General features: G+C 65.3%; 19 protein-coding genes. 11 read left to right on the top strand and 8 right to left on the bottom strand.

What is annotated here, in order from left to right; all coding sequences use genetic code 11:
* The first annotated feature begins 35 nt into the window (after nt 1–35).
* Nucleotides 36–845 carry a uracil-DNA glycosylase gene (locus PTE31013_RS15950; protein WP_150613743.1) on the top strand — a complete coding sequence of 270 codons (810 nt, stop codon included), beginning with the start codon at nt 36–38 and terminating at the stop codon, nt 843–845.
* Between the two features lie 20 nt (nt 846–865).
* Here the strand turns inward: PTE31013_RS15950 and PTE31013_RS15945 are convergent, their stop codons facing one another.
* Nucleotides 866–1,777 (bottom strand): pirin-like C-terminal cupin domain-containing protein, encoded by a 912-nt coding sequence (locus PTE31013_RS15945; protein ID WP_150613742.1) that lies wholly within the window; start codon nt 1,775–1,777, stop codon nt 866–868.
* A gap of 64 nt (nt 1,778–1,841) precedes the next feature.
* Entirely contained in the window at nt 1,842–2,441 is a 600-nt protein-coding gene (locus tag PTE31013_RS15940) for an FMN-dependent NADH-azoreductase (RefSeq protein ID WP_150613741.1), read from the bottom strand.
* A 213-nt stretch (nt 2,442–2,654) separates the two neighbouring features.
* On the opposite strand from PTE31013_RS15940, the gene PTE31013_RS15935 reads away from it, so the two are divergent.
* The gene (locus tag PTE31013_RS15935) at nt 2,655–3,593 is read left to right on the top strand and encodes a LysR family transcriptional regulator (protein ID WP_150613740.1); all 939 of its coding nucleotides are present in this window, start codon (nt 2,655–2,657) and stop codon (nt 3,591–3,593) included.
* A gap of 13 nt (nt 3,594–3,606) precedes the next feature.
* On the opposite strand, the gene PTE31013_RS15930 is transcribed toward PTE31013_RS15935, so the two are convergent.
* From PTE31013_RS15930 to PTE31013_RS15920, 3 genes are all read right to left on the bottom strand, one after another.
* Nucleotides 3,607–5,403, bottom strand: coding sequence for a M61 family metallopeptidase (locus tag PTE31013_RS15930; RefSeq protein WP_150613776.1), 1,797 nt, complete (start codon nt 5,401–5,403; stop codon nt 3,607–3,609).
* 51 nt (nt 5,404–5,454) lie between these two features.
* Entirely contained in the window at nt 5,455–6,219 is a 765-nt protein-coding gene (locus PTE31013_RS15925; protein ID WP_150613739.1) for a DsbC family protein, read from the bottom strand.
* Between the two features lie 99 nt (nt 6,220–6,318).
* Entirely contained in the window at nt 6,319–7,506 is a 1,188-nt protein-coding gene (locus PTE31013_RS15920) for a UbiH/UbiF family hydroxylase (RefSeq protein ID WP_150613738.1), read from the bottom strand.
* Between the two features lie 189 nt (nt 7,507–7,695).
* Here PTE31013_RS15920 and ypfJ point away from each other — a divergent pair, with 189 nt between their 5' ends.
* Both ypfJ and ychF read left to right on the top strand, forming a co-directional pair.
* Nucleotides 7,696–8,565, top strand: a complete 870-nt coding sequence (ypfJ, locus tag PTE31013_RS15915) for a KPN_02809 family neutral zinc metallopeptidase (RefSeq protein ID WP_150613737.1) — start codon at nt 7,696–7,698, stop codon at nt 8,563–8,565.
* 181 nt (nt 8,566–8,746) lie between these two features.
* Nucleotides 8,747–9,841, top strand: coding sequence for a redox-regulated ATPase YchF (gene ychF / locus PTE31013_RS15910; protein WP_150613736.1), 1,095 nt, complete (start codon nt 8,747–8,749; stop codon nt 9,839–9,841).
* Between the two features lie 136 nt (nt 9,842–9,977).
* Here ychF and PTE31013_RS15905 read toward each other — a convergent pair whose 3' ends face one another.
* The 3 genes from PTE31013_RS15905 to PTE31013_RS15895 form a co-directional block, all read right to left on the bottom strand.
* Nucleotides 9,978–11,477 (bottom strand): MDR family MFS transporter, encoded by a 1,500-nt coding sequence (locus PTE31013_RS15905; RefSeq protein WP_150613735.1) that lies wholly within the window; start codon nt 11,475–11,477, stop codon nt 9,978–9,980.
* Between the two features lie 205 nt (nt 11,478–11,682).
* Nucleotides 11,683–11,922 (bottom strand): GlsB/YeaQ/YmgE family stress response membrane protein, encoded by a 240-nt coding sequence (locus PTE31013_RS15900; protein ID WP_150613734.1) that lies wholly within the window; start codon nt 11,920–11,922, stop codon nt 11,683–11,685.
* Between the two features lie 21 nt (nt 11,923–11,943).
* Nucleotides 11,944–12,198 carry a GlsB/YeaQ/YmgE family stress response membrane protein gene (locus tag PTE31013_RS15895; protein ID WP_150613733.1) on the bottom strand — a complete coding sequence of 85 codons (255 nt, stop codon included), beginning with the start codon at nt 12,196–12,198 and terminating at the stop codon, nt 11,944–11,946.
* A gap of 316 nt (nt 12,199–12,514) precedes the next feature.
* Between PTE31013_RS15895 and hemA the strand changes: the two genes are divergently transcribed.
* The 7 genes from hemA to PTE31013_RS15860 all read left to right on the top strand — a co-directional run bounded on the left by hemA (nt 12,515) and on the right by PTE31013_RS15860 (nt 19,791).
* Nucleotides 12,515–13,795 carry a glutamyl-tRNA reductase gene (gene hemA, locus PTE31013_RS15890; protein WP_150613732.1) on the top strand — a complete coding sequence of 427 codons (1,281 nt, stop codon included), beginning with the start codon at nt 12,515–12,517 and terminating at the stop codon, nt 13,793–13,795.
* Complete coding sequence (gene prfA / locus PTE31013_RS15885) at nt 13,796–14,878, top strand: peptide chain release factor 1 (RefSeq protein WP_150613731.1); 1,083 nt, start codon at nt 13,796–13,798, stop codon at nt 14,876–14,878.
* On the top strand, nt 14,878–15,735 hold the full coding sequence (gene prmC / locus PTE31013_RS15880) for a peptide chain release factor N(5)-glutamine methyltransferase (RefSeq protein WP_150613730.1): 858 nt from the start codon (nt 14,878–14,880) through the stop codon (nt 15,733–15,735). The genes prfA and prmC overlap by 1 nt, the downstream gene beginning before the upstream one ends.
* 80 nt (nt 15,736–15,815) lie before the next feature.
* The gene (gene grxD / locus PTE31013_RS15875) at nt 15,816–16,130 is read left to right on the top strand and encodes a Grx4 family monothiol glutaredoxin (RefSeq protein ID WP_150613729.1); all 315 of its coding nucleotides are present in this window, start codon (nt 15,816–15,818) and stop codon (nt 16,128–16,130) included.
* Between the two features lie 20 nt (nt 16,131–16,150).
* Nucleotides 16,151–16,762, top strand: coding sequence for a UbiX family flavin prenyltransferase (locus PTE31013_RS15870; protein WP_150613728.1), 612 nt, complete (start codon nt 16,151–16,153; stop codon nt 16,760–16,762).
* Between the two features lie 185 nt (nt 16,763–16,947).
* Nucleotides 16,948–17,241, top strand: coding sequence for a hypothetical protein (locus tag PTE31013_RS15865; protein WP_150613727.1), 294 nt, complete (start codon nt 16,948–16,950; stop codon nt 17,239–17,241).
* Between the two features lie 852 nt (nt 17,242–18,093).
* On the top strand, nt 18,094–19,791 hold the full coding sequence (locus tag PTE31013_RS15860) for a methyl-accepting chemotaxis protein (protein ID WP_150613726.1): 1,698 nt from the start codon (nt 18,094–18,096) through the stop codon (nt 19,789–19,791).
* Nucleotides 19,792–19,868: the final 77 nt, after the last annotated feature.

The following is a 19,868-nucleotide window of genomic DNA, read 5'->3' as shown; positions in this document are numbered from 1 at the left end:
CAAGCCCACTCAAGCCCACTCAACCAACTCATCGCATGACCTCACGCTCACGCGCGGCATCCCCATCGCCTGCCGATGAACGGCAACGCTCGCTGTTCGACGAAGCGAGCGCCAACGTCGCCGGCCCGCTCAAGGGCCGCGTCGAAGATCAGTTCGCCGCCTTGCCCGGCGACTGGAAGACACTGGTCGCGCCGTTCGTCGAGAGCGACGCTTATGCGCCGCTGTGCCGATACGTCGACGCCGAAGTCGCCGCCGGAAAGACCGTCTACCCGGCAGACATCTTCCACGCGCTACGCGCGACATCGCCCTCCGACGTCAAGGTCGTGATCCTCGGGCAGGACCCGTATCACGGCGACGATCACGGCATCGCGCAGGCGCACGGCCTGGCATTTTCCGTGCAGCGCGGTGTGCGGGTTCCGCCGTCGCTGAGAAACATCTACAAGGAGATCGAGCGCGATCTGGGCATCACCGCCCCCTCGCACGGCAATCTGGATGCCTGGGCAAAGCAAGGGGTGCTGTTGCTCAACACGACGCTGACCGTGGAAGCAGGGAACGCGGCGAGTCATGCGAAGCCGTTCAAGAAGGGGGGATGGCAAGCCTGCACCGACACGCTGCTCAAGGGGCTGGCGGCCCAGCAAGGGGCCCGGGTCTTCCTGCTGTGGGGCAGCCATGCGCAGGCCAAGGCGCCGCTGCTTGCTGGTCATGGTCACCTGTTGCTCGAAGCGCCGCACCCCTCGCCGCTCTCGGCACATCGCGGCTTCCTGGGCTGCGGTCACTTCAGCGCCGCCAACGCCTTCCTCGAACAGCACGGCAAGACGCCTATCGACTGGCACCTGCCGGCGTAAGACGTTTGCGCAAGCGTGACTCAGTCGCTCGATGACTCGCCCACGGGCATCAGAGTGCCCATCGCGCCCTGCTGATAGCGGCGCGTTAGTGCCACGAGGTCGCTCTCATCGCGCGCCGCAAAGTTGCCGCGATAAACCACGGGTTCGGCCAGCGGTTCGCCGCCGGCGAGCATGAGACGCGCACCAGTGCGTCCGGCCAATTGCCACGCACCGGGGGGCAGTAACAGCGCTTGCGCGCCGGCGCCTTCCGCACGCAATGCATGACTGGCCAGTGCCACCTCGCCCTGCGCGATCAATGCGACCCAGCGACGGCCATCGCACGGGAGCGTCAAGGTGCGCAATTCGTCCTCGCGCCAGTCGAGTTGCAGCAGCGTCGTGCGCCCACCTTCCGCACGGGCGACATGACGCTCGCCCCACTGCCCGCAGATCAACGTCAGGTCGACGGCGCCGTCGTGCCAACGCGGCATGGCGTCGGCACGCACCACGGTTTGCGCAGGACCGCCGTGCGCATGGCGGCCAGCGCGACTCACGATCATTCGCACGCCGCGCGCCGTGCCGTGGGCGTTCTCGGGAATGTCCTCGTGCACGGTGCCGCAATTGGCTTCGAGCCAGAGCAGATCACCGGCGCGCAGCCTGTCGTCGCCATGATGGGCGTGACGGCAGCGCAGCGACGTCGTCGACTCGGGAAACAGGTAGGTCGCCACCACGCATCCGGCGTGCGGATGTGGCGGTATGCACGCGCCATGGCGGCGGAAGAGGTCGATCGACAGAAATGGATCCGTCTGCGCGACCTGATCGAAAACGCCCGCCCCCGCGGCCGCGGCGCAGCGACCGGGCCGGGAGACGGGAAGCACGCGCGGGATGGCGGTCGCGTCGGCGTGAGCTGCCGGACGCTTCGTCTGACGCGGATGCAAGGGCGTCGGATGGGCCATGGGGGTACCTGCGCGTGCGGGAGAACAGCGGTAATGACAGTAGCAGCAGCGTCAGCCCGAGGGCTTAGAGCGCCGCGATGGCTTCGCGAGCGTTCGCGAACCCGGCCGCCGCCGACTCCGGACCGCGCGCCAGGCCTTCCGCGAAGATAAACGTCACGTCCGTCATGCCGAGGAAGCCAAGAATCGTCTTGAGGTACGGGGTCTGGCTGTCGGCCGGCGTGTCCTTGTAGTTGCCACCACGGGCGAACGCCACGATCACCTTCTTGCCCTGGACGAGGCCTTCCACGGTGCCGTCTTCACGATATCGGAAGGTCACGCGGGCACGGGCGATCCAGTCGAAGTACGCCTTCAGTTGCGACGGCACCTGGAAGTTGTACAGCGGCACGCCGAACACGACATAGTCGGCTGCCTGGAGTTCGGCGATCAGTTCATCACTGCGGGCGATGATGGCGTTCTGTTCCGCCGAGCGCTGGTCTTCCGGCGTGAAGAACGCGCCGATCACGGCTTCGTCCAGGTGCGGCACGCCATCGGCGAGCAGATCGCGCACGACGACCTTGGCATCGGCGTGCTTCGCGACCAGTTGCGCCACGGACTCGTTGGCGAGCGTGGTCGAGTTGGCGCCTTGCGAACGGGCGGCGGAATTGATTTGCAGAATCGTGGTCATGTCACTGGCTCCTGAGCCTGGGGGTTCGATAATCCGTCCGCGCTGGCCCCCGTCTCGGGATTGCCGTGAATGGCGCGTCGGCTTGGTATGAATTCTAGTTACCCCCATAAATGAAACAAGCCGGTAAAATCGAATTGTTTGTTCCCATTTTGGAACAATGCGCGCCATCCCTTTCCCCTTGCCGGATGGGCGCGTCACCGAGGAGCGCGTGCGATGATTGACGATCTGAATGACATGCTGATCTTCGCCGAGGTCGTGCGCTCCGGCAGCATCACGCGGGCCGGTGAGCGGCTCGCTCTGCCCAAGGCGACGGTGAGCCGGCGTCTGTCGCGACTGGAGATACGTCTGGGCACGAAGTTGCTGCACAAGACCACACGGCGACTGGAACTGACGGAAGTCGGCGAGGCGTATTACGAGCGCTGCCTGCCAATTCTCGAGGAAGTGGAAGAGACGCGAGACTTCGCCTCGCAGATGTCGAGCAAGCCGCGCGGGCGTCTTCGCATCACGGCGCCCGGCGACTTTGCGGCACAGTGGCTGGCGGTGCCGCTCGCGACATTCTGCGCGGCCTATCCCGAGATCACGGTCGATGTCGATCTGAGCTCGCGGCAGGTCGATCTGATCGCCGAGCGCATCGATGTCGCCATTCGTGCCGGACAACTGTCCGACTCCACCCTCGTGGCGCGCCCGCTCCTCAAGCTCACTCGCAGTCTGTATGCCAGCCCGCTGTATCTGAGCGCGACAGGGTTGCCCGCCACGCCCGATGAGCTGGCGGGCCATCGCTTCGTGATCCTGCAAGGTGCGCGGCGTCTGTTCAACTCGGACACGCTGCACAAGGGACGCCAGCACACGGACATCACCATGCACGGAGCGATCCAGGTCAACAGCATGGGAATGGTCAAGGAGATGGCGGTGGCGGGTAGCGGCATCGCCGCGCTGACGGACATCCTGGCCGAGGATGCTTTGCGCACCGGCCGCCTTATCAAAGTACTGCCCGAGTGGTCGTTACCGTCCAGTCCGGTGCACCTGATCACGCCGTCGCGACGTTTCCTCCCGCGCAAGACGCAGGTCTTCATCGAGCACATGCTCGCGGTCGCCAAATCGTGTCCGGAAGACAACCGGGACCCGACGGTGCCGGGTCCGGTGCAAGGCTAACGGGCGCGGCGCCTCAGGCCGACAACCACTTGTCGCGGCGCTGCGCCGCGGTGCGATCGCGCGTCTCGGCGATGCGGTATTTCGAGATTTCCGGCGCGTCGAGTGTGAGCGCGGTCTCGCGCAGCGCGTCTCGACGGAACGCGTGGACCGTCAACCGGTCGCCCGGGCGATAGCGCTCGAGCAGCTTGTCGAGATTGGTCTGCGTCACGCGTAGACCGTCGATGGCGACCAGCACATCGCCCGCCGACAGTCCCGCGGCTTGTGCCGCGCCCCCGTCGAGCACCTGCGAGAGCGTGAGGTCGTCGCCGCGCTTCGCCGTTTTCACCCCCAGCGCGGGACGGGCGTCCTCGGGCGTGGCCGGTTCCAGCGTGAGACCAACGCGTTCGAGCAGCGTCTTGATCGGCAGATCGCGCGTGCCGTGGATGGCCGTGGCGAAGAATTCCGACAGGTCGAGTCCCGAGACGTCTTCGAACAACGCCTGCACGGCATCCTCGTCGATGCCCACGGGCGCGCCGCGGTAGAAGTCTCGGCCATAACGTTGCCAAAGCGCACGCATGATGTCGTCGAGCGACTTCAGGCCGCGCGTCTTCGAACGAATCGTCAAATCGAGCGCGAGCGCGACCAGCGAGCCCTTCGTGTAGTAGCTGACGATGGCGTTCGGTGCGTTCTCGTCCTGGCGGTAGTACTTCGTCCAGGCATCGAACGAACTCTCGGCTACGGTTTGCTTGAGACGGCCGCTGCCGCGCAACACGTTCGCCACCGTCTTGGCGACGAGGTCGTAGTAGTCGGCAGGGGCGATCACGCCACTGCGCACCAGCATCAGATCATCGTAATAGGACGTGAAGCCTTCGAACAGCCAGAGCAGCCGCGTGTAGACCTCCCGATCGAGCACGTAGGGCGCGAACGCCGCCGGCTTGATGCGCTTGACGTTCCAGGTGTGGAAGTACTCGTGGCTCACCAGGCCGAGGAAGCCGCGATAGGCCTCGCTCATGCGCGCCTGCCCCTGCACCGGCAGATCGTTTCGGCTCGCGAGCAGCGCCGTGGAGGCGCGGTGCTCCAGACCGCCGTAGCCCTCGCCGACCGTCATGAGCAGGAAAACGTAGCGCGACATTGGCACGCGCGAGCGCGAACTGGCGCCCGGCTCGAACATACGAATCTGCGCTTCGCAGATCTTCTTCATGTCGCGCAGCAACCGATCGAGATCGAGATTCGGCACCGGTCCGGTGATGGCGACTTCGTGCGTTACGCCGCAGGCCTTGAACGTGCCATGCACGAACGTCCCCATCTCGACCGGCGAGTCGATCAGCTCATCGTAGTCGGCGGCCAGATAGCGCCCGAAGTCGAGTGCCGCCGTGCCGTCGGCCGGCGCGAGCGCCGTCGCGACACGCCATGCCTTGAACGCCGCGCCGCGCGCGCGCAGCACATCGACTTCGCACGGCGCCTGCTCCTGGCCTTCAACGCGCAGGAACACGCTCGTGCCGTTGAAGAAACCGTGGGTATCGTCGAGATGCGCAGCGCGCACCGACAGGTCCCACGCGTACACCTCATAGGTCACGATCAGCGTGCCCTTGCACGGCGCCGCCTGCCACGTGTGCTTGTCGAGCTTGTCGAGCGCCACCTTGCGGCCACGGCACGTCGCGCCGATCGTCACGATGTTGCGGGCGAACTCGCGCACCATGTAGCTGCCCGGAATCCACGCGGGCAGCGAGAACCGCTGCCCTTCGGGGGCGGGATGCGAGACCGTGACGGTCACTTCGAACAGATGCGCGGCAGGCGACTTCGGAACGATCGCATACCGGATGGGAGGCAGGGCAGACGTGGCTTTCATGAGGTGGCGGCTTCTTGTTGTCGGGACAATCGGTTACTTGACCGCGGCGAGCGCCTTTTCGAGGGCTTCGGCGGACACGGCGCCCGGCAAACGGCGACCGTTGGACAGAATGATCGTCGGCGTACCCGTCACGTTCAACTCGTGGCCCAGCGCCACGTTCTGCATCACCCCGTTGTCGTTGCACGTGGCCGCGGGGGTCGGCGGCGCCTTCTTGTCGAGCATCCAGTCATGCCATGCCGTGAGACGATTCGGGGCGCACCAGATCGCCTTTGCCTTGGCGTCCGAGTCGGCGCCGAGCACCGGGTACAGGAGGGTGTAGACCGTGATGTTGTCGAGCTTCGACGTCTTGAGCGTTTCTTCGAAACGCTTGCAGTACGGACAGTTCGGATCCGAGAACACGGCGATCTTGCGACTGCCGTTGCCCTTCACGTACTTGATGGCGCGATCGATCGGGAGCTTGGCGAAGTCGACCTTGTTCAGTTCCGACTGACTCGCTTCGGTCAGGCTCTGACGCGTCTTCGTATCGACGAGATTACCGCCGATGATCACGTATTTCGCCTTCTCGTCGACATAGATGATGTCGCCGCCAACGCCCACTTCGTAGAGTCCGGGGATGGGCGTACGGGCCACCGACTTGACGGGGGCGTCGGCACCGAGCGTTTTCTGCACGGCAGCCTTCACACGGTCGAGCGCAGCGTCGGCCTTGTTCTGCGCGACGGCGAGCGTCGTGACAGTGGCGGCGCAAACGGCCGCCAGACCAAGCGCTGCGAGCGCCGCGGCGCGATAACGTTTCAACATGGAGTATCTCCAGTAGTGTGTCGAGCGAAAGGCGCGACCGGGCACGCCAGGCTTCGAACGGAATGGGTTGGAACGGGCCGCAACAGGCGCCCGACGACGTCAGCCCAGGGCGCGTCCAATCAGGAATTTCTTGACGAAGGGCAGCACGTTCACGCCGTCGAGCCCCGCGTTGCGCACAAACCTGGCCAGCGGGCTGCGCGTGGCGAATAACTTGTGCAGGCCGTCCGTCGTCATCGCCATGCTGCCGATGTCTTCCTTGCGGGCGCGCTCGTAGCGACGCAACACCGCGACGTCGCCACAATCGCGGAACGATTCGCGTCCGGCGAGCGCGTCGCCGAGCGCCGCCACGTCGCGCAACCCGAGGTTCATCCCCTGGCCCGCGAGCGGATGCACAACGTGCGCCGCGTCGCCGACCAGCGCCACGCGCGGTGCGATCAGACGTTTGGCCTGTGCGAGCACGAGTGGGAAACCCTGGGCGCGCGATGAGACCGGCGTGAGATGGCCGAGTTCAACGTTCGAGAAGGTGCCGACGCGCTCGGCCAGCACTTTGGGATCAAGCGCAAGCAGCGCCTGGGCATGGTCATTGGCGGCGGACCAGACCAGCGAGACATGCTGATCGGGCAGCGGCAGCAGCGCAATGATCTCGCCGTCGTGGAACCATTGGAACGCGGTGTCGCGGTGCGCCCGCTCCGCGCGGAAATTGCACACCACGCCGAGTTGCTCGTACGGGCGCACCGAACCGTCCAGCCCGGCGGTACTGCGCACCCACGAGTGGGCGCCGTCGGCGCCGACGACCAGCGACGCGCGCAGGGTCTTGCCGTCCGACAGTCGCACCGAGGAGGCGGCGGCATCGACTTCGAGCGCGTCGGCGCGAGCGTCGAGCCATTGCACTTGCGGGGAGAATCGCAGGGCGGCGTCGAGCGCGCGTTCGAGGTTCGACGATTCGGCGATCCAGGCGAGTTGCGGCACGGCGGCCTGGTACGCGGAGAAGTGCAGGCTGCCGCGCTCGTCGCCGAAGACTTCCATGTCGTAGACGGGATTGACGCGCGCGGGGTCGACGGCCTGCCAGACGCGCATGCGCTCGAAGAGCGCCTGGGAACTGGACGAGAGCGAATAGATGCGGGCGTCCCACCGGTCGCCCGGCGCGGGCGCAGGCGCGGCCGGCTGGGCGAGCAGTGCGACGGACAGACGTGCCTGCGAAAGCAGCAGGGCGGCGGCCTTGCCGACCAGACCGCCACCGACGACGATGACATCGTGCGATTGGCTGGAGGTTTGCGTTAGAGACATGCGGCGAATGCAGCGCCAGCGCCTGAATCGCGCGAGCCGGCTGGTTCAGAAAACGAGATGGCGTATTGTCGCACGCCTGTCGCCCAAGCGATGCCCGGTTGCCCGAGGACCGGCTGTGGCACAGCGTCGCGTGCCACGGGCCGGCGCTATACTTGCGCGCATACCGATTATCAGACAGGGAGTCCTCCAATGCGCCTCGACAACGAATCCGAAAGCGACAACGTCGAAGATCGCCGAGGGAGCGGTTTCGGGGGACGCACCACCATCGGCATCGGCACGATCGTGGTGGCGCTGGCCGCCTCGTATTTCTTCGGGATCGACCCGCGCGTGATCATCCAGGGCTCGCAGATGCTTCAGGGGCAGACAGCGTCGCAGCCCCAGTCCGTGCCGAACGCCACGCCGGCCCATGATCCGAAGACCGTCTTCACCCGCAAGGTGCTCGGCAACATCGAGCGCACCTGGGGCACGGTGTTCCCGCAGCAAGTGAACCGTCAGTACGTGCCGCCGAAGCTGGTGCTTTTCTCGGGCGCGACGCCCACGGCATGCGGCACCGGACAAACGGCGATGGGGCCGTTCTACTGCCCGGGCGACAGCAAGGTGTATATCGATCTGGCGTTCTATGACGAGTTGCGCCAGCGCTTTGGCGCGGGCGGCGACTTCGCGCAGGCGTACGTGATCGCGCACGAAGTGGGCCATCACGTCCAGAATCTGCTGGGGATTTCCGAGAAGTTCGACGCAGCCCGGCGCCGCATGAGCGAGGCGCAGGCCAATGCGTTGTCGGTGCGACTGGAACTGCAGGCGGACTGCTTCGCGGGCGTCTGGGCGAGCAATGCCGAGAAGGCGAACCAGCAATTGCTGGAGCCGGGCGACATCGAGCAGGGGCTGAAGACGGCGGCGGCGATCGGCGACGACCGGCTGCAGCAACAGGCGCAGGGCCGCGTGGTGCCGGAGTCGTTCACGCATGGCACGAGCGCACAGCGGGTGTATTGGCTGCGCCAGGGATTGCAGTACGGCGACATGCGCAAGTGCGACACGTTTTCGGCGAAGTCCCTGAGTTGAGCGCAGCGCGGGAGGTCGGTGTCGAGCGGCTGGCACGGGACCGGCGCCTTAGGCACCCAGGGCGCCGTTGTCGGCAGAACAGGTACAATAGCGGACTTTCCGCGACGCAATCACCGGCGCTTCCCACGGCGCACCTCCGGCGCATTTGTCGGCGCATTCATCGGATTAGACAGGATTTAGCATGAGCCTCAAATGCGGCATCGTCGGCTTGCCCAACGTCGGCAAGTCGACCCTTTTCAACGCGTTGACCAAAGCGGGCATCGCTGCCGAGAACTATCCGTTCTGCACCATCGAGCCGAACGTCGGCGTGGTGGAAGTGCCCGACCCGCGTCTGGGCAAGCTGGCCGAGATCGTCAAGCCCGAGCGGATCGTGCCGACGACGGTAGAGTTCGTGGACATTGCCGGCCTGGTGGCGGGCGCGTCCAAGGGTGAGGGGCTGGGCAACCAGTTCCTCGCCAACATCCGCGAGACGGACGCCATCACGCACGTCGTGCGCTGCTTCGAGGACGAAAACGTCATCCACGTGGCAGGCAAGGTGCATCCGATTTCGGACATCGAGGTCATCAACACCGAACTGGCGCTGGCCGATCTGGCCACAGTCGAGAAGGCGTTGCAGCGCTATACGAAGGCGGCCAGGTCGGGCAACGACAAGGAAGCCGCCAAGCTGGTGGCGGTGCTGGAAAAGGTGGTGCCGGTGCTCAATGAAGCGCGTCCGGTACGCTCGCTCAAGCTGGCGGACGACGAGTTGGCGCTGATCAAGCCGTTCTGCCTGATCACGGCGAAGCCGACGATGTATGTGGCCAACGTGAAGGACGACGGCTTCGAGAACAATCCGCATCTGGAAGCGGTGCGCAAGTACGCGGAAAGCGAGAATGCGCCGGTGGTGGCGGTGTGTGCGGCCATCGAGGCGGAAATTGGGGATATGGACGACGCCGACAAGGCGGAATTCCTGGCCGACATGGGCATGGATGAGCCGGGCCTGGATCGCGTGATCCGCGCGGGCTTCAAGCTGCTGGGTCTGCAGACGTACTTCACTGCGGGCGTGAAGGAAGTGCGCGCCTGGACGATCCACGTAGGCGACACGGCCCCGCAGGCCGCGGGCGTGATCCACACCGACTTCGAACGCGGCTTCATCCGCGCGCAAACCATCGCCTACGACGACTTTCTCCGGTACAAGGGCGAACAAGGCGCGAAGGAAGCCGGCAAGATGCGCGCCGAAGGCAAGGAATATGTTGTTCAGGATGGCGATGTCTTGAACTTCCTGTTCAACGTCTGACACTGTCGTCGATCAAAACAAGACACCCCGGCCATCGCGCCGGGGTGTTTTGTTTTGGGGATACGCCATCTGGAGTACGGTTTCCTGCGCTTTCCCCACCTTGCCGGCGGGATCAACGCGACCATCACCGTATCGATCAATGTCCGCCAGGCACGAATTCCGGCTTGTCACGCGGCTTGTCGCGCGCACGGTCGACGGCGTTGGTCGGCACCAGCAGCAACAGCAGCACGACACCGATCGAGATCGCCAGGATCGACAGGAACGTGAGGTGCAGCGAATGTTGCAACGCCGCGCGAATCGCTTGATCGGCCAGCGTCGACACGCCCCGGTCTTCCAGCACGTGACGCAACTGATCGGAGGTGACGGGCGCCAATCCGCTCGATTGCGTCAAGCCGAAATTCAGCACGGCGCCAAAGAGCGTCGCGCCGAGCGTGCTGCCCAGGTTCCGCGAGAAAATGTTCGATGCCGTGGCGCTGCCGCGCTGCGACGGATCGACCAGCTCCTGAATCAGCACGAGCGCGCTCACGCTGCCCGTGCCCATCGAAAAGCCCATCAGCAACGAGCCAAACCCCGCTAGCAGCGGCGAACTGTTCGGCCCAAGCAACGCAAAGACGATCCCGCCCACCGGCATCAGCAGGCTGCCGCCCACGAGAATACGCCGCAGCCCATAGCGCGTGAAGGTCTTGGCAGCCACCGTAGATCCAATCGGCCAGCCGACCATGATCATCGTGAGCGCCATGCCCGCCACGACCGGCGTCTGGCGCAACACCCCCTGTGCATACATCGGCAGGAAGGTCGTCAGGCCCATGAGCACCATGCCGGAGAGCAGCGTCGCCGCATTCGCCGCCGCAATCGGCCGACGCTTCCACAGCGCAAACGAGATCATCGGATCCCGGGCGCGGCGCTCCTGCCAGACGAACAGCAGCGACGCGGCGGCGCACACCAGCACCCCGGCCCAGACATGCGTGTCGGAGAAGGCGTTCGCATCGGTGAGCGCGATCATCAGCGCCGCCACGGCAATCGCGAAGAATATGGCCCCCAGCGCGTCGATGCTCGGCCGCTGCCGCGGCGCCGCCTCGTGAAGATAGGCAACGAAACCTGCCGCGGCCAGCAGGCCGATCGGAATGTTGATCCAGAAGATCCACGACCAGGACAAGTCGCGGATGATGATGCCGCCGAGCATCGGGCCGAGCACCGCCGAGATGGCCCACACGCTCGCCAGGTAGCCCTGCACCTTGCCGCGCTCGCTGATCGGGTAGTAGTCGGCGACGATGGTCAGGCTGACCGGCTGGATACACGCCGCGCCCACCCCTTGCAACAGGCGGAAGACGATCATCGCCGGCATGGACCACGCCAGCCCGCCGCCGAGCGAGGCAATCAGGAACACGGCGATGCCCACGAGCATGACCGGCTTGCGACCGTAGAGATCGGCCAGCTTGCCGAACACCACGGTCATGGCCGTCTGCGCGAGCAAAAAGGCGGAGAAAACCCAGCTATACAGGTGCAGACCGCCGAGCTGAGCGACGATTTGCGGCATGGCCGTCGAAATGATCGTGGCCTCGATGGCAACCATGGAGGTCGCTGCCATGACGGATGCCACGATGAATGGCCGCATGGAATGGCGTGTCGCAGACATGTGTTCTTTTGAGGTGGGGGAGCGGACGATGCGACTTGCGCGGCACGCCGCCGCCCTGACGGGCGCGGCGCTCATGCCGATTGGCGGAAGACGGGATCAAACGTGGCGGCGATGCCGCACGCGTCGTCAAGACGACTTGGGCCAGACAATGGCGTCAAGAATAGCCGAATGCGGGAAAACGCGTACGACACCCGCCGGGTGCGGCCTATCGTCGCACCAGACGCAACAGCGCGAGCAGCACGATGGCGCCAATGGTGGCCGTGATGATGCGCCCGAGCGTGCCGTACCCGACGGCGATCCCCAAATGCCGCAGCAACCAACCGCCGACGAAGGCGCCGATCACGCCGACGACCATGTCACCTATCACGCCGAAGCCGCCGCCCACCACCAGGCCGGCAAGCCAGCCGGCCACGAGCCCCACGAGCAGGAGAACGAGAATATGCATGAGCCGCTCCAGTGCGCCGCGTCAGGCCGAGCGGCTGCGCTTGATGGCCCCGTAGATCACCAGCAGCACGATGGCGCCGATGATCGACGCGATCCAGCCGGCCGACTGGCCTTCGGTGTAGAGATGGAGGAACTGTCCGACATACTTGGCGAGAAGCGCGCCGGCAATGCCGAGGATGATGGTCATGATGATGCCCAAGCTGTCCCGTCCGGGATGCAGGGCGCGTGCAATGAGGCCGACAACCAGACCGACAACGATGGTGCCGATGATGCCCATGACGTCTCTCCAAGGATGGGAACCCGAACGCAGTATAGCCCCGAAATCGGACGATTCGGCAAGCGTGTCGCGCGCGCCCCGCCGAGGAATGCCGGCGGTGCCATCCCGACTTGGCCGGAGAGGCCGGCAAGGCCGATGGCCCCGGCGAAGCCGAGATCACCAGCGATATGCCGGGTATAAGGGATACGTATTTGTCAAAACCGGGCGGCTGCGCGATCATGAGGCATCGCTGTCCCGGCGCGCGGGACACGCGGCGCCTCCAAAACGGGCATCGCGTCGACGCGCTATAATCAGCGGTTATTAGATACCCCACATCATGCAACTGCTCGCTCTCGGCCTGAACCACCATACGGCGCCCGTCTCGCTGCGCGAACGGGTGGCGTTTCCGTTCGAGCGGATCGAGCCGGCGCTGGCGGGCCTCAAGGGCTTGTGGACCGGCAGGTCGAGCGCCCCCGAGGCCGCCATCCTGTCGACGTGCAATCGCACCGAAATCTACTGCGCGACCGACGACGCCACGGCACGCGAGCGTGCCGTGCACTGGCTGGCCGAGTTTCACAACATCCCGGCCAGCGATCTCGCACCGCATCTGTACGCCCTGCCCCAGTCCGACGCCGTGCGTCACGCGTTTCGCGTGGCGAGCGGGTTGGACTCGATGGTGCTTGGCGAGACGCAGATCCTCGGCCAGTTGAAGGACGCTGTGCGCACTGCCGCCGAGGCGGGGGCACTGGGCACCTACCTGAACCAGCTTTTCCAGCGCACGTTCGCCGTGGCCAAGGAAGTGCGCGGCCAGACCGAGATCGGCGCGCACTCGGTCTCGATGGCCGCCGCCGCGGTGCGTCTCGCCCAGCGTATTTTCGAGAGCCTCAGCACGCAGAAGGTGCTGTTCATCGGCGCGGGCGAGATGATCGACCTGTGCGCCACGCACTTCGCCGCGCAGAACCCGAAAGCCCTGTACATCGCCAACCGGACCGCCGAGCGCGGCGAGAGGCTGGCCGAGCGGCTGGGCGGCACGGCCATCCGCCTGTCCGAGCTGCCGCAGCGCCTGCACGAGTTCGACATCGTCGTGTCCTGCACGGCGAGCACGCTGCCGCTGATCGGTCTGGGCGCCGTCGAGCGCGCCATCAAGGCCCGCAAGCACAAGCCGATGTTCATGGTCGATCTGGCCGTGCCGCGTGACATCGAGCCGGAAGTCGGCCGCCTGACCGACATCTTCCTGTACACCGTCGACGATCTCGGCGCGGTTGTGCGCGAAGGCAATGCGTTGCGTCAAGCCGCGGTCGCGCAGGCCGAGGCGATCATCGAGACGCGCGTCCAGCACTTCATGCAATGGCTCGACGCGCGCAGCGTCGTGCCCGTCATCCGCGACATCCACGGCACGGCGGAGGCCATGCGCCTCGCCGAACTCGAGCGTGCCCAGCGCATGCTCGCGCGCGGCGACGACCCCGCCGCCGTGCTCGAAGCCCTGTCCCAGTCCCTCACCAAGAAATTTCTGCACGGCCCGACGCACGCGCTCAACACGGCGCGCGGCGATTCGCGCGAGCAAATCCTCCACCTCATTCCCGAACTGTTCCGCACCTCGGGATCCGCCGACAAATAGATGAAAGCGAGCATGCAAGCCAAGCTCGACCAGTTGACGCAACGTCTGGTCGAGCTTGATGGGCTATTGAGCCAGGGCGACGTCACGCGCGACCTGGACAACTACCGCAAGCTCACGCGCGAACACGCCGAGTTGGCGCCCGTCGTCGAGCAGTATCGTCACTATCGTCAGGCCCAGAGCGATGTCGCTGCCGCGCAGGAGATGGCACTCGACCCCGAGATGCGCGAGTTCGCCGACGACGAAGCCGCCAGCGCGCGAGCACGCATGGACGACATGGAAGGCTCGCTGCAACGTATGCTGTTGCCGCGCGACCCCAATGACGAGCGCAACATCTTCCTGGAAATCCGCGCGGGGACCGGCGGCGACGAATCGGCGCTGTTCGCGGGCGACCTGCTGCGCATGTACACGCGTTACGCGGAACGCCAGCGCTGGCAGGTCGAGATCATGTCGGCCAGCGAATCGGATCTGGGCGGCTACAAGGAAGTCATCGTCCGGCTGATTGGTCACGGCGCCTACTCTCGCCTCAAGTTCGAGTCGGGCGGCCATCGCGTGCAGCGGGTGCCGGCCACCGAAACGCAGGGCCGGATTCACACGTCCGCCTGCACGGTGGCCGTGATGCCGGAAGCCGACGATGTCGCGGACGTCGACATCAACCCGGCGGATATCCGTATCGACACGTTTCGCGCTTCGGGCGCCGGCGGCCAGCACGTCAACAAGACCGATTCGGCGGTGCGTATCACGCACTTGCCCACGGGCATCGTCGTCGAATGCCAGGACGACCGCTCGCAGCATCGCAACAAGGACAAGGCCCTCAAGGTGCTGGCGGCACGCATCAAGGACGCCCAACTGCGCGCCCAGCAAGCCAAGGAAGCCGCCACGCGCAAAAGCCTGATCGGCTCGGGCGACCGCTCGGAGCGCATTCGCACATACAACTTCCCTCAAGGGCGGATGACCGATCACCGCATCAATCTCACGCTCTACAAGCTCGAATACATCATGGACGGTGATCTCGACGACCTGATCAACGCCCTCGTCACCGAGCATCAGGCCGAGCAACTGGCGTCGCTGGGCGAGGCCGCTTGATGTCACCGGGTGAGCACGACGCCAGGCCGGACGTCGCCACTGTGGCATCGCTGCTGCGCGAGCCGGGGCTGCCGCCGCCGGAGTCGCGTATCTTGCTCTCGCACGTCCTCGGCTGGCCCCGCACGCAACTGATCACCCGCGACCGCGAGCCGCTGGCGCCCGAGACGCTCGCCGTCTACCGCGCGCTGCACGCGCGTCGCGTGGCGGGCGAACCCATCGCCTATCTGACCGGCTCCCGGGAATTCTTCGGCCTGACGCTGACCGTCAGCCCGTCGGTGTTGATTCCCCGGCCGGAGACCGAACTGCTCGTGGAACTGGCGCTGGCGCGTCTGGAAGGCCGGCGGGCGCCGCGCGTACTCGATCTGGGCACGGGCAGCGGCGCGATTGCGCTGGCCATCGCGCATAGCCGCCCCGACGCCCAAGTCACGGCGCTCGACCGCTCGCCCGACGCACTCGATGTCGCTCGCGAGAACGCCCGGCAGCTTGGGCTGGCGGACCGCGTCACGTTCCTCGCCAGCGACTGGTATGCCGCATTGCCCGCCAACGAGGCACCATTCGACATCATCGTCTCGAATCCGCCGTACATCGTGTCGGGCGACGCGCATCTCTCGCAAGGGGATCTGCGCTTCGAACCGATCGATGCGCTGACCGATCACTCGGACGGTCTTGCCGCGCTGCGCGCGATCGTGGCCGGTGCCCCGTCGCGCCTGTTGCCGAACGGCTGGCTGCTCTGCGAGCACGGCTACCATCAGGCCGCCGAGGTACGTGCACTTTGTCTGGCCACGGGCTTCGCCGACGTCGCCTCCGACCGCGACCTCGCGGGCATCGAGCGCACCACGGGCGGCCGGCGCGTCTGAGCGCGCACCGACGGACGCGGCGGAAAACCGCTAAAATGGCGGATACGCCGACTTTCCGGTATCTCCACGGGCTTTCCACCATGACCACCCAGCAACGTATCCAGCAAATCGTCACCGAACATCCCGTCGTGCTCTTCATGAAGGGCAACGCGCAATTCCCGATGTGCGGCTTCTCGGGCCGTGCCGTGCAAATCCTGAAAGCCTGCGGCGTCGACAACCTGTTCACGGTGGACGTGCTGCAGGACGAGCAAATCCGTCAGGGCGTGAAGGAATTCGCCAACTGGCCGACCATTCCGCAGCTCTACATCAACGGCGAATTCGTCGGTGGCTCGGACATCATGATGGAGATGTACCAGAGCGGCGAACTCAAGCAGGTCCTCGCCGACCTGGCGTAACGCCCCGCTGATTGAAGACGGTGTCGACGGGAGCCTCGCAGCCGGCGCGTCTGGTCGTGGCCATCACCGGCGCGACCGGTGCCATCTATGGCGTGCGCCTGCTGGAACGGCTGCGGGCAATGGGTGGCGTCGAGATCCATCTGATGGTGTCGAGCGCGGGCTGGCTGACGTTGCGTCACGAACTCGGCCTGGAACGCGCCGACGTGCAGGCACTGGCCCATGCGTACCACAGCGTGCGCGAGGTGGGCGCCAATCTCGCCAGCGGCTCGTTCGCCACGGCGGGCATGGTCGTGGCCCCCTGTTCGATGAAAACGCTCGCGAGCGTCGCCCATGGACTGTCGGACAACCTGATCGCGCGCGCCGCCGACGTCACGCTCAAGGAGCGGCGCCGCCTCGTGCTGATGGTGCGCGAAACGCCTTTCAACCTCGCGCATCTGCGCAATATGACGGCTGTCACGGAAATGGGCGGTATCGTCTACCCGCCACTCCCCGCGTTCTACAACCACCCGGCATCGCTCGACGCGATGGTCGACGACACCGTGGCACGCGTGATCGATCTGTTCGGGATCGCGCCGCCCGTCTCCACCAGCTGGAACGGCCTTGGCAAGGGTACCGACGTCCAGGACCGATGAGCGCCGCCGCAGTGCCTAGCGGCTTGGCGGCGCGACTGGCAAGCCCGCCGTGGCACGGTGCCGCCCCATTGCGCAGCGGCAACCGAGTGCCAGCGGGAGCCGCTTGGGCTATAGTGAAAGCGCCATGCGTTGCGTGCCGAGCCGCATTCCCCCGTGGTGTGACATCTTAGCGATCGGAGTTTGTGATGGAGACCGACCTCTCGCCTGTTGTCGTCTATGCCGTCGTAACGCTCATTTTCGTCGTGCTCGTCCTCGTCGTGCCCGTCGGCGCCCGCTGGCGCCAGGTGGCCTGGCCCGCGTCGATGCCACCGCTGTCGCCGCATCGTCCGGGCGACCTGCTCGGCACACCGCGCACGCCGTACTGGCGCTCCCCGGAAGACACGCAGGACTTGCGCCGCCCCTCGTACTTCGAGGCATCGTCGCGCCGCCCACGCCGCCCGGCGAGCTTTCTTGCCCCGCGCGATCACGAGCGCCGTTGAGCGCCTCCATTTGCGGCAACGATGGCAAAAGCCCCGCAAGGTCGAACTGGCGGGGCTTTTTCTCATTCGCGCAGCGCTTCACCGGTCAGTAACGATAACAGCATCGATGACCATAGCCCCCGCCGTAATAGGGCTGGGCGGGGACGACGACGCACCCGGCAAGCGTGAGGGCGAGTAACGCAGCGACGACTAACTTCATGATCAGACTCCTGGAAAGGGAAACGCCAATCGGCTCGCCTTCTTTATATCGCTGCGCCGGCAGGAAACCCATCACACGTCTGTAAGCGGTGTAAGCGAAGGTTGCCGGAACGGCGAACGCGTCGCACTTTGTTACGTAACACGCCGGCTACCGCACCGAAGCATTGCGCCTTCGCAACATCCAATGCCGCAATAGCGGCGCCGGTTGCCAGGATCATCCCCATTGCCGCAACGGTTTGCCCAGGAATCGACGTCGCCCTTTCAACGGCCGCGAAGCGAGCAACTTTGCGTCTGACCCTCCTCCCGCCCCTCCGGCAATCCGACACCGGATCGCGCGCGCTTCCTGCATACACACTATGCAGGAGTCCTCTGAACTCCACTTCATTTGAGCGTTTGAAATACATCGCCAGTATAAGAACGTCGACTTCCTGCACGGTTGCTTTATCGTGAGAACCTTATTTGACGCGGCTTTCGACGGGGTTCATCGTTCGTGGCAGACAACGGCATACGGGTAGGCACCGATCTCAAGTTGTCCCGCTGCCCTGTCGTAATCGCGTCTATAGAGGACTGCGCGCCAATGGAGTGTTGGCGCAGCATCCCTTTCGTGACGGCCGCACGACACGCGCCGGGGCAAGCGTATCAAGGGAGAACGTCATGGAAATCGCCACACCGGAATTCCAGATGGAACAGCAGGAACTAGAGGCCGTCAGCGCCGCGCTCAATCGCGTGCAGGCCGTGATCGAATTCGATTTGCAGGGCCGTATCCTGCACGCCAACGAGAATTTCCTGCAGACGGTCGGCTACCGGCTCGATGAAATCCAGGGGCAGCATCACCGCATCTTCTGCGAGCCTGACTACGCGGCATCGGGTGCGTACCGCGAATTCTGGGCCAAGCTCGACCGTGGTGAGTTCGACGCCGGCGAGTACAAGCGCATCGGCAAAGGCGGACGCGAGGTGTGGATTCGGGCCTCGTACAACCCGGTATTCGACACGCATGGCGCGCCTTACAAAGTCATCAAGTTCGCCACGGACATTACGGCGGATCGCGCGCGTCAGGCCGAATTCGAAGGCAAGGTGCGCGCCATGGATCTCGCCCAGGCCGTCATCGAATTCAACCTCGACGGTACCGTCATCACCGCCAACGACAACTTCCTGAGCGCGCTCGGCTATTCGCTCGACGAGATTCGCGGCAAGCACCATCGCATGTTCTGCGAGACGGAGTACACCGCGTCGCCGGCCTATCGCGACTTCTGGGCGAAGCTCAATCGTGGCGAGTTCGATGCGGGCCGTTACAAGCGCATCGGGTGCGGCGGGCGGGAAATCTGGATTCAGGCGACTTACAATCCGATCCTCGACGCGAGCGGCCGCCCCTACAAGGTCGTGAAGTTCGCCACCGATATCACCCAGCAGGTCGAGCTGGAAGTGAGCGTGAAACGCCGCGCCGAAGACGACCAGCACAAGGTGGCGCTGCTGCTCGATACGGTCAATCGTGCGGCGTCGGGCGACCTGACGGGCGAGATCGCGGTCGCCGGCAACGACCCCATCGACCAGTTGGCCGGCGGCATCCGTCACATGATGGACGACCTGCGCGGCGTCATCGGCAAGGTAGTCAAATCGGCGGGCGAGTTCTCGGGCGCGTCGCGCGATATCGCCGACCGTGCCAATACCGTGGCCACTGGCGCACAAGCACTCGGCGCAACGGTCGAGGAGATGAACGCGTCGATCGAAGAGCTGACGGCATCGATCAACTCGATTGCGGACAACACCAAGGGTGCCGACCAGCTCGCCAAGGCAACGCAACAGGAAGCCGAGACCGGTGCCCGTGCGATTGCGCGCTCGGTCGAAGCCATGGAGCTGATCAACAAGTCGTCCGAAGACATCAGCGAGATCGTGAAGGTGATCGGCGAGATCGCCGGGCAAACCAACCTGCTCGCGTTCAACGCGGCCATCGAAGCGGCCCGCGCCGGCGAACACGGCCTCGGCTTCTCGGTCGTGGCCGACGAAGTGCGCAAGCTCGCCGAACGCTCGTCGCAGGCGACCAAGGAAATCTCCAAGCTGATCAACGAGTCAACCAAGCGCGTAGTCCAGGGCAGCGACGTCTCGCGGCAAGCGGGCGAGGCGTTCGAGAAAATCGTCGGCGGCGTGTCGCGCACCACGCAGGCGATCTCCGAAATCTCGTGCGCGGCCGAGGAGCAGCTCGTCGCCGCCCGTGAGGTGAGCCTTGCCATTCAGCACGTGGCGGAAGAAACGGAGAAATCCGCCGGCGCCTGCGAGACCATCGCACAGGCGACCACCGGGCTCAATCACGGCGCGCAGGACCTCGACCGCACGGTGTCGCGGTTCAAGGTATAAGCCCCATCCGGCGAACACCACGGGCTTCTGCACGGGTCGTTCGCCAGTCTCTGCCGGTTCTGGCCGCGCGCCACACC

The organism is Pandoraea terrigena (assembly GCF_902459705.1).
GTDB classification, from domain to species: Bacteria; Pseudomonadota; Gammaproteobacteria; order Burkholderiales; family Burkholderiaceae; genus Pandoraea; species Pandoraea terrigena.
Note: the sequence above shows the minus strand (reverse complement) of the source record. Positions and strands in the feature narration are given on the sequence as shown.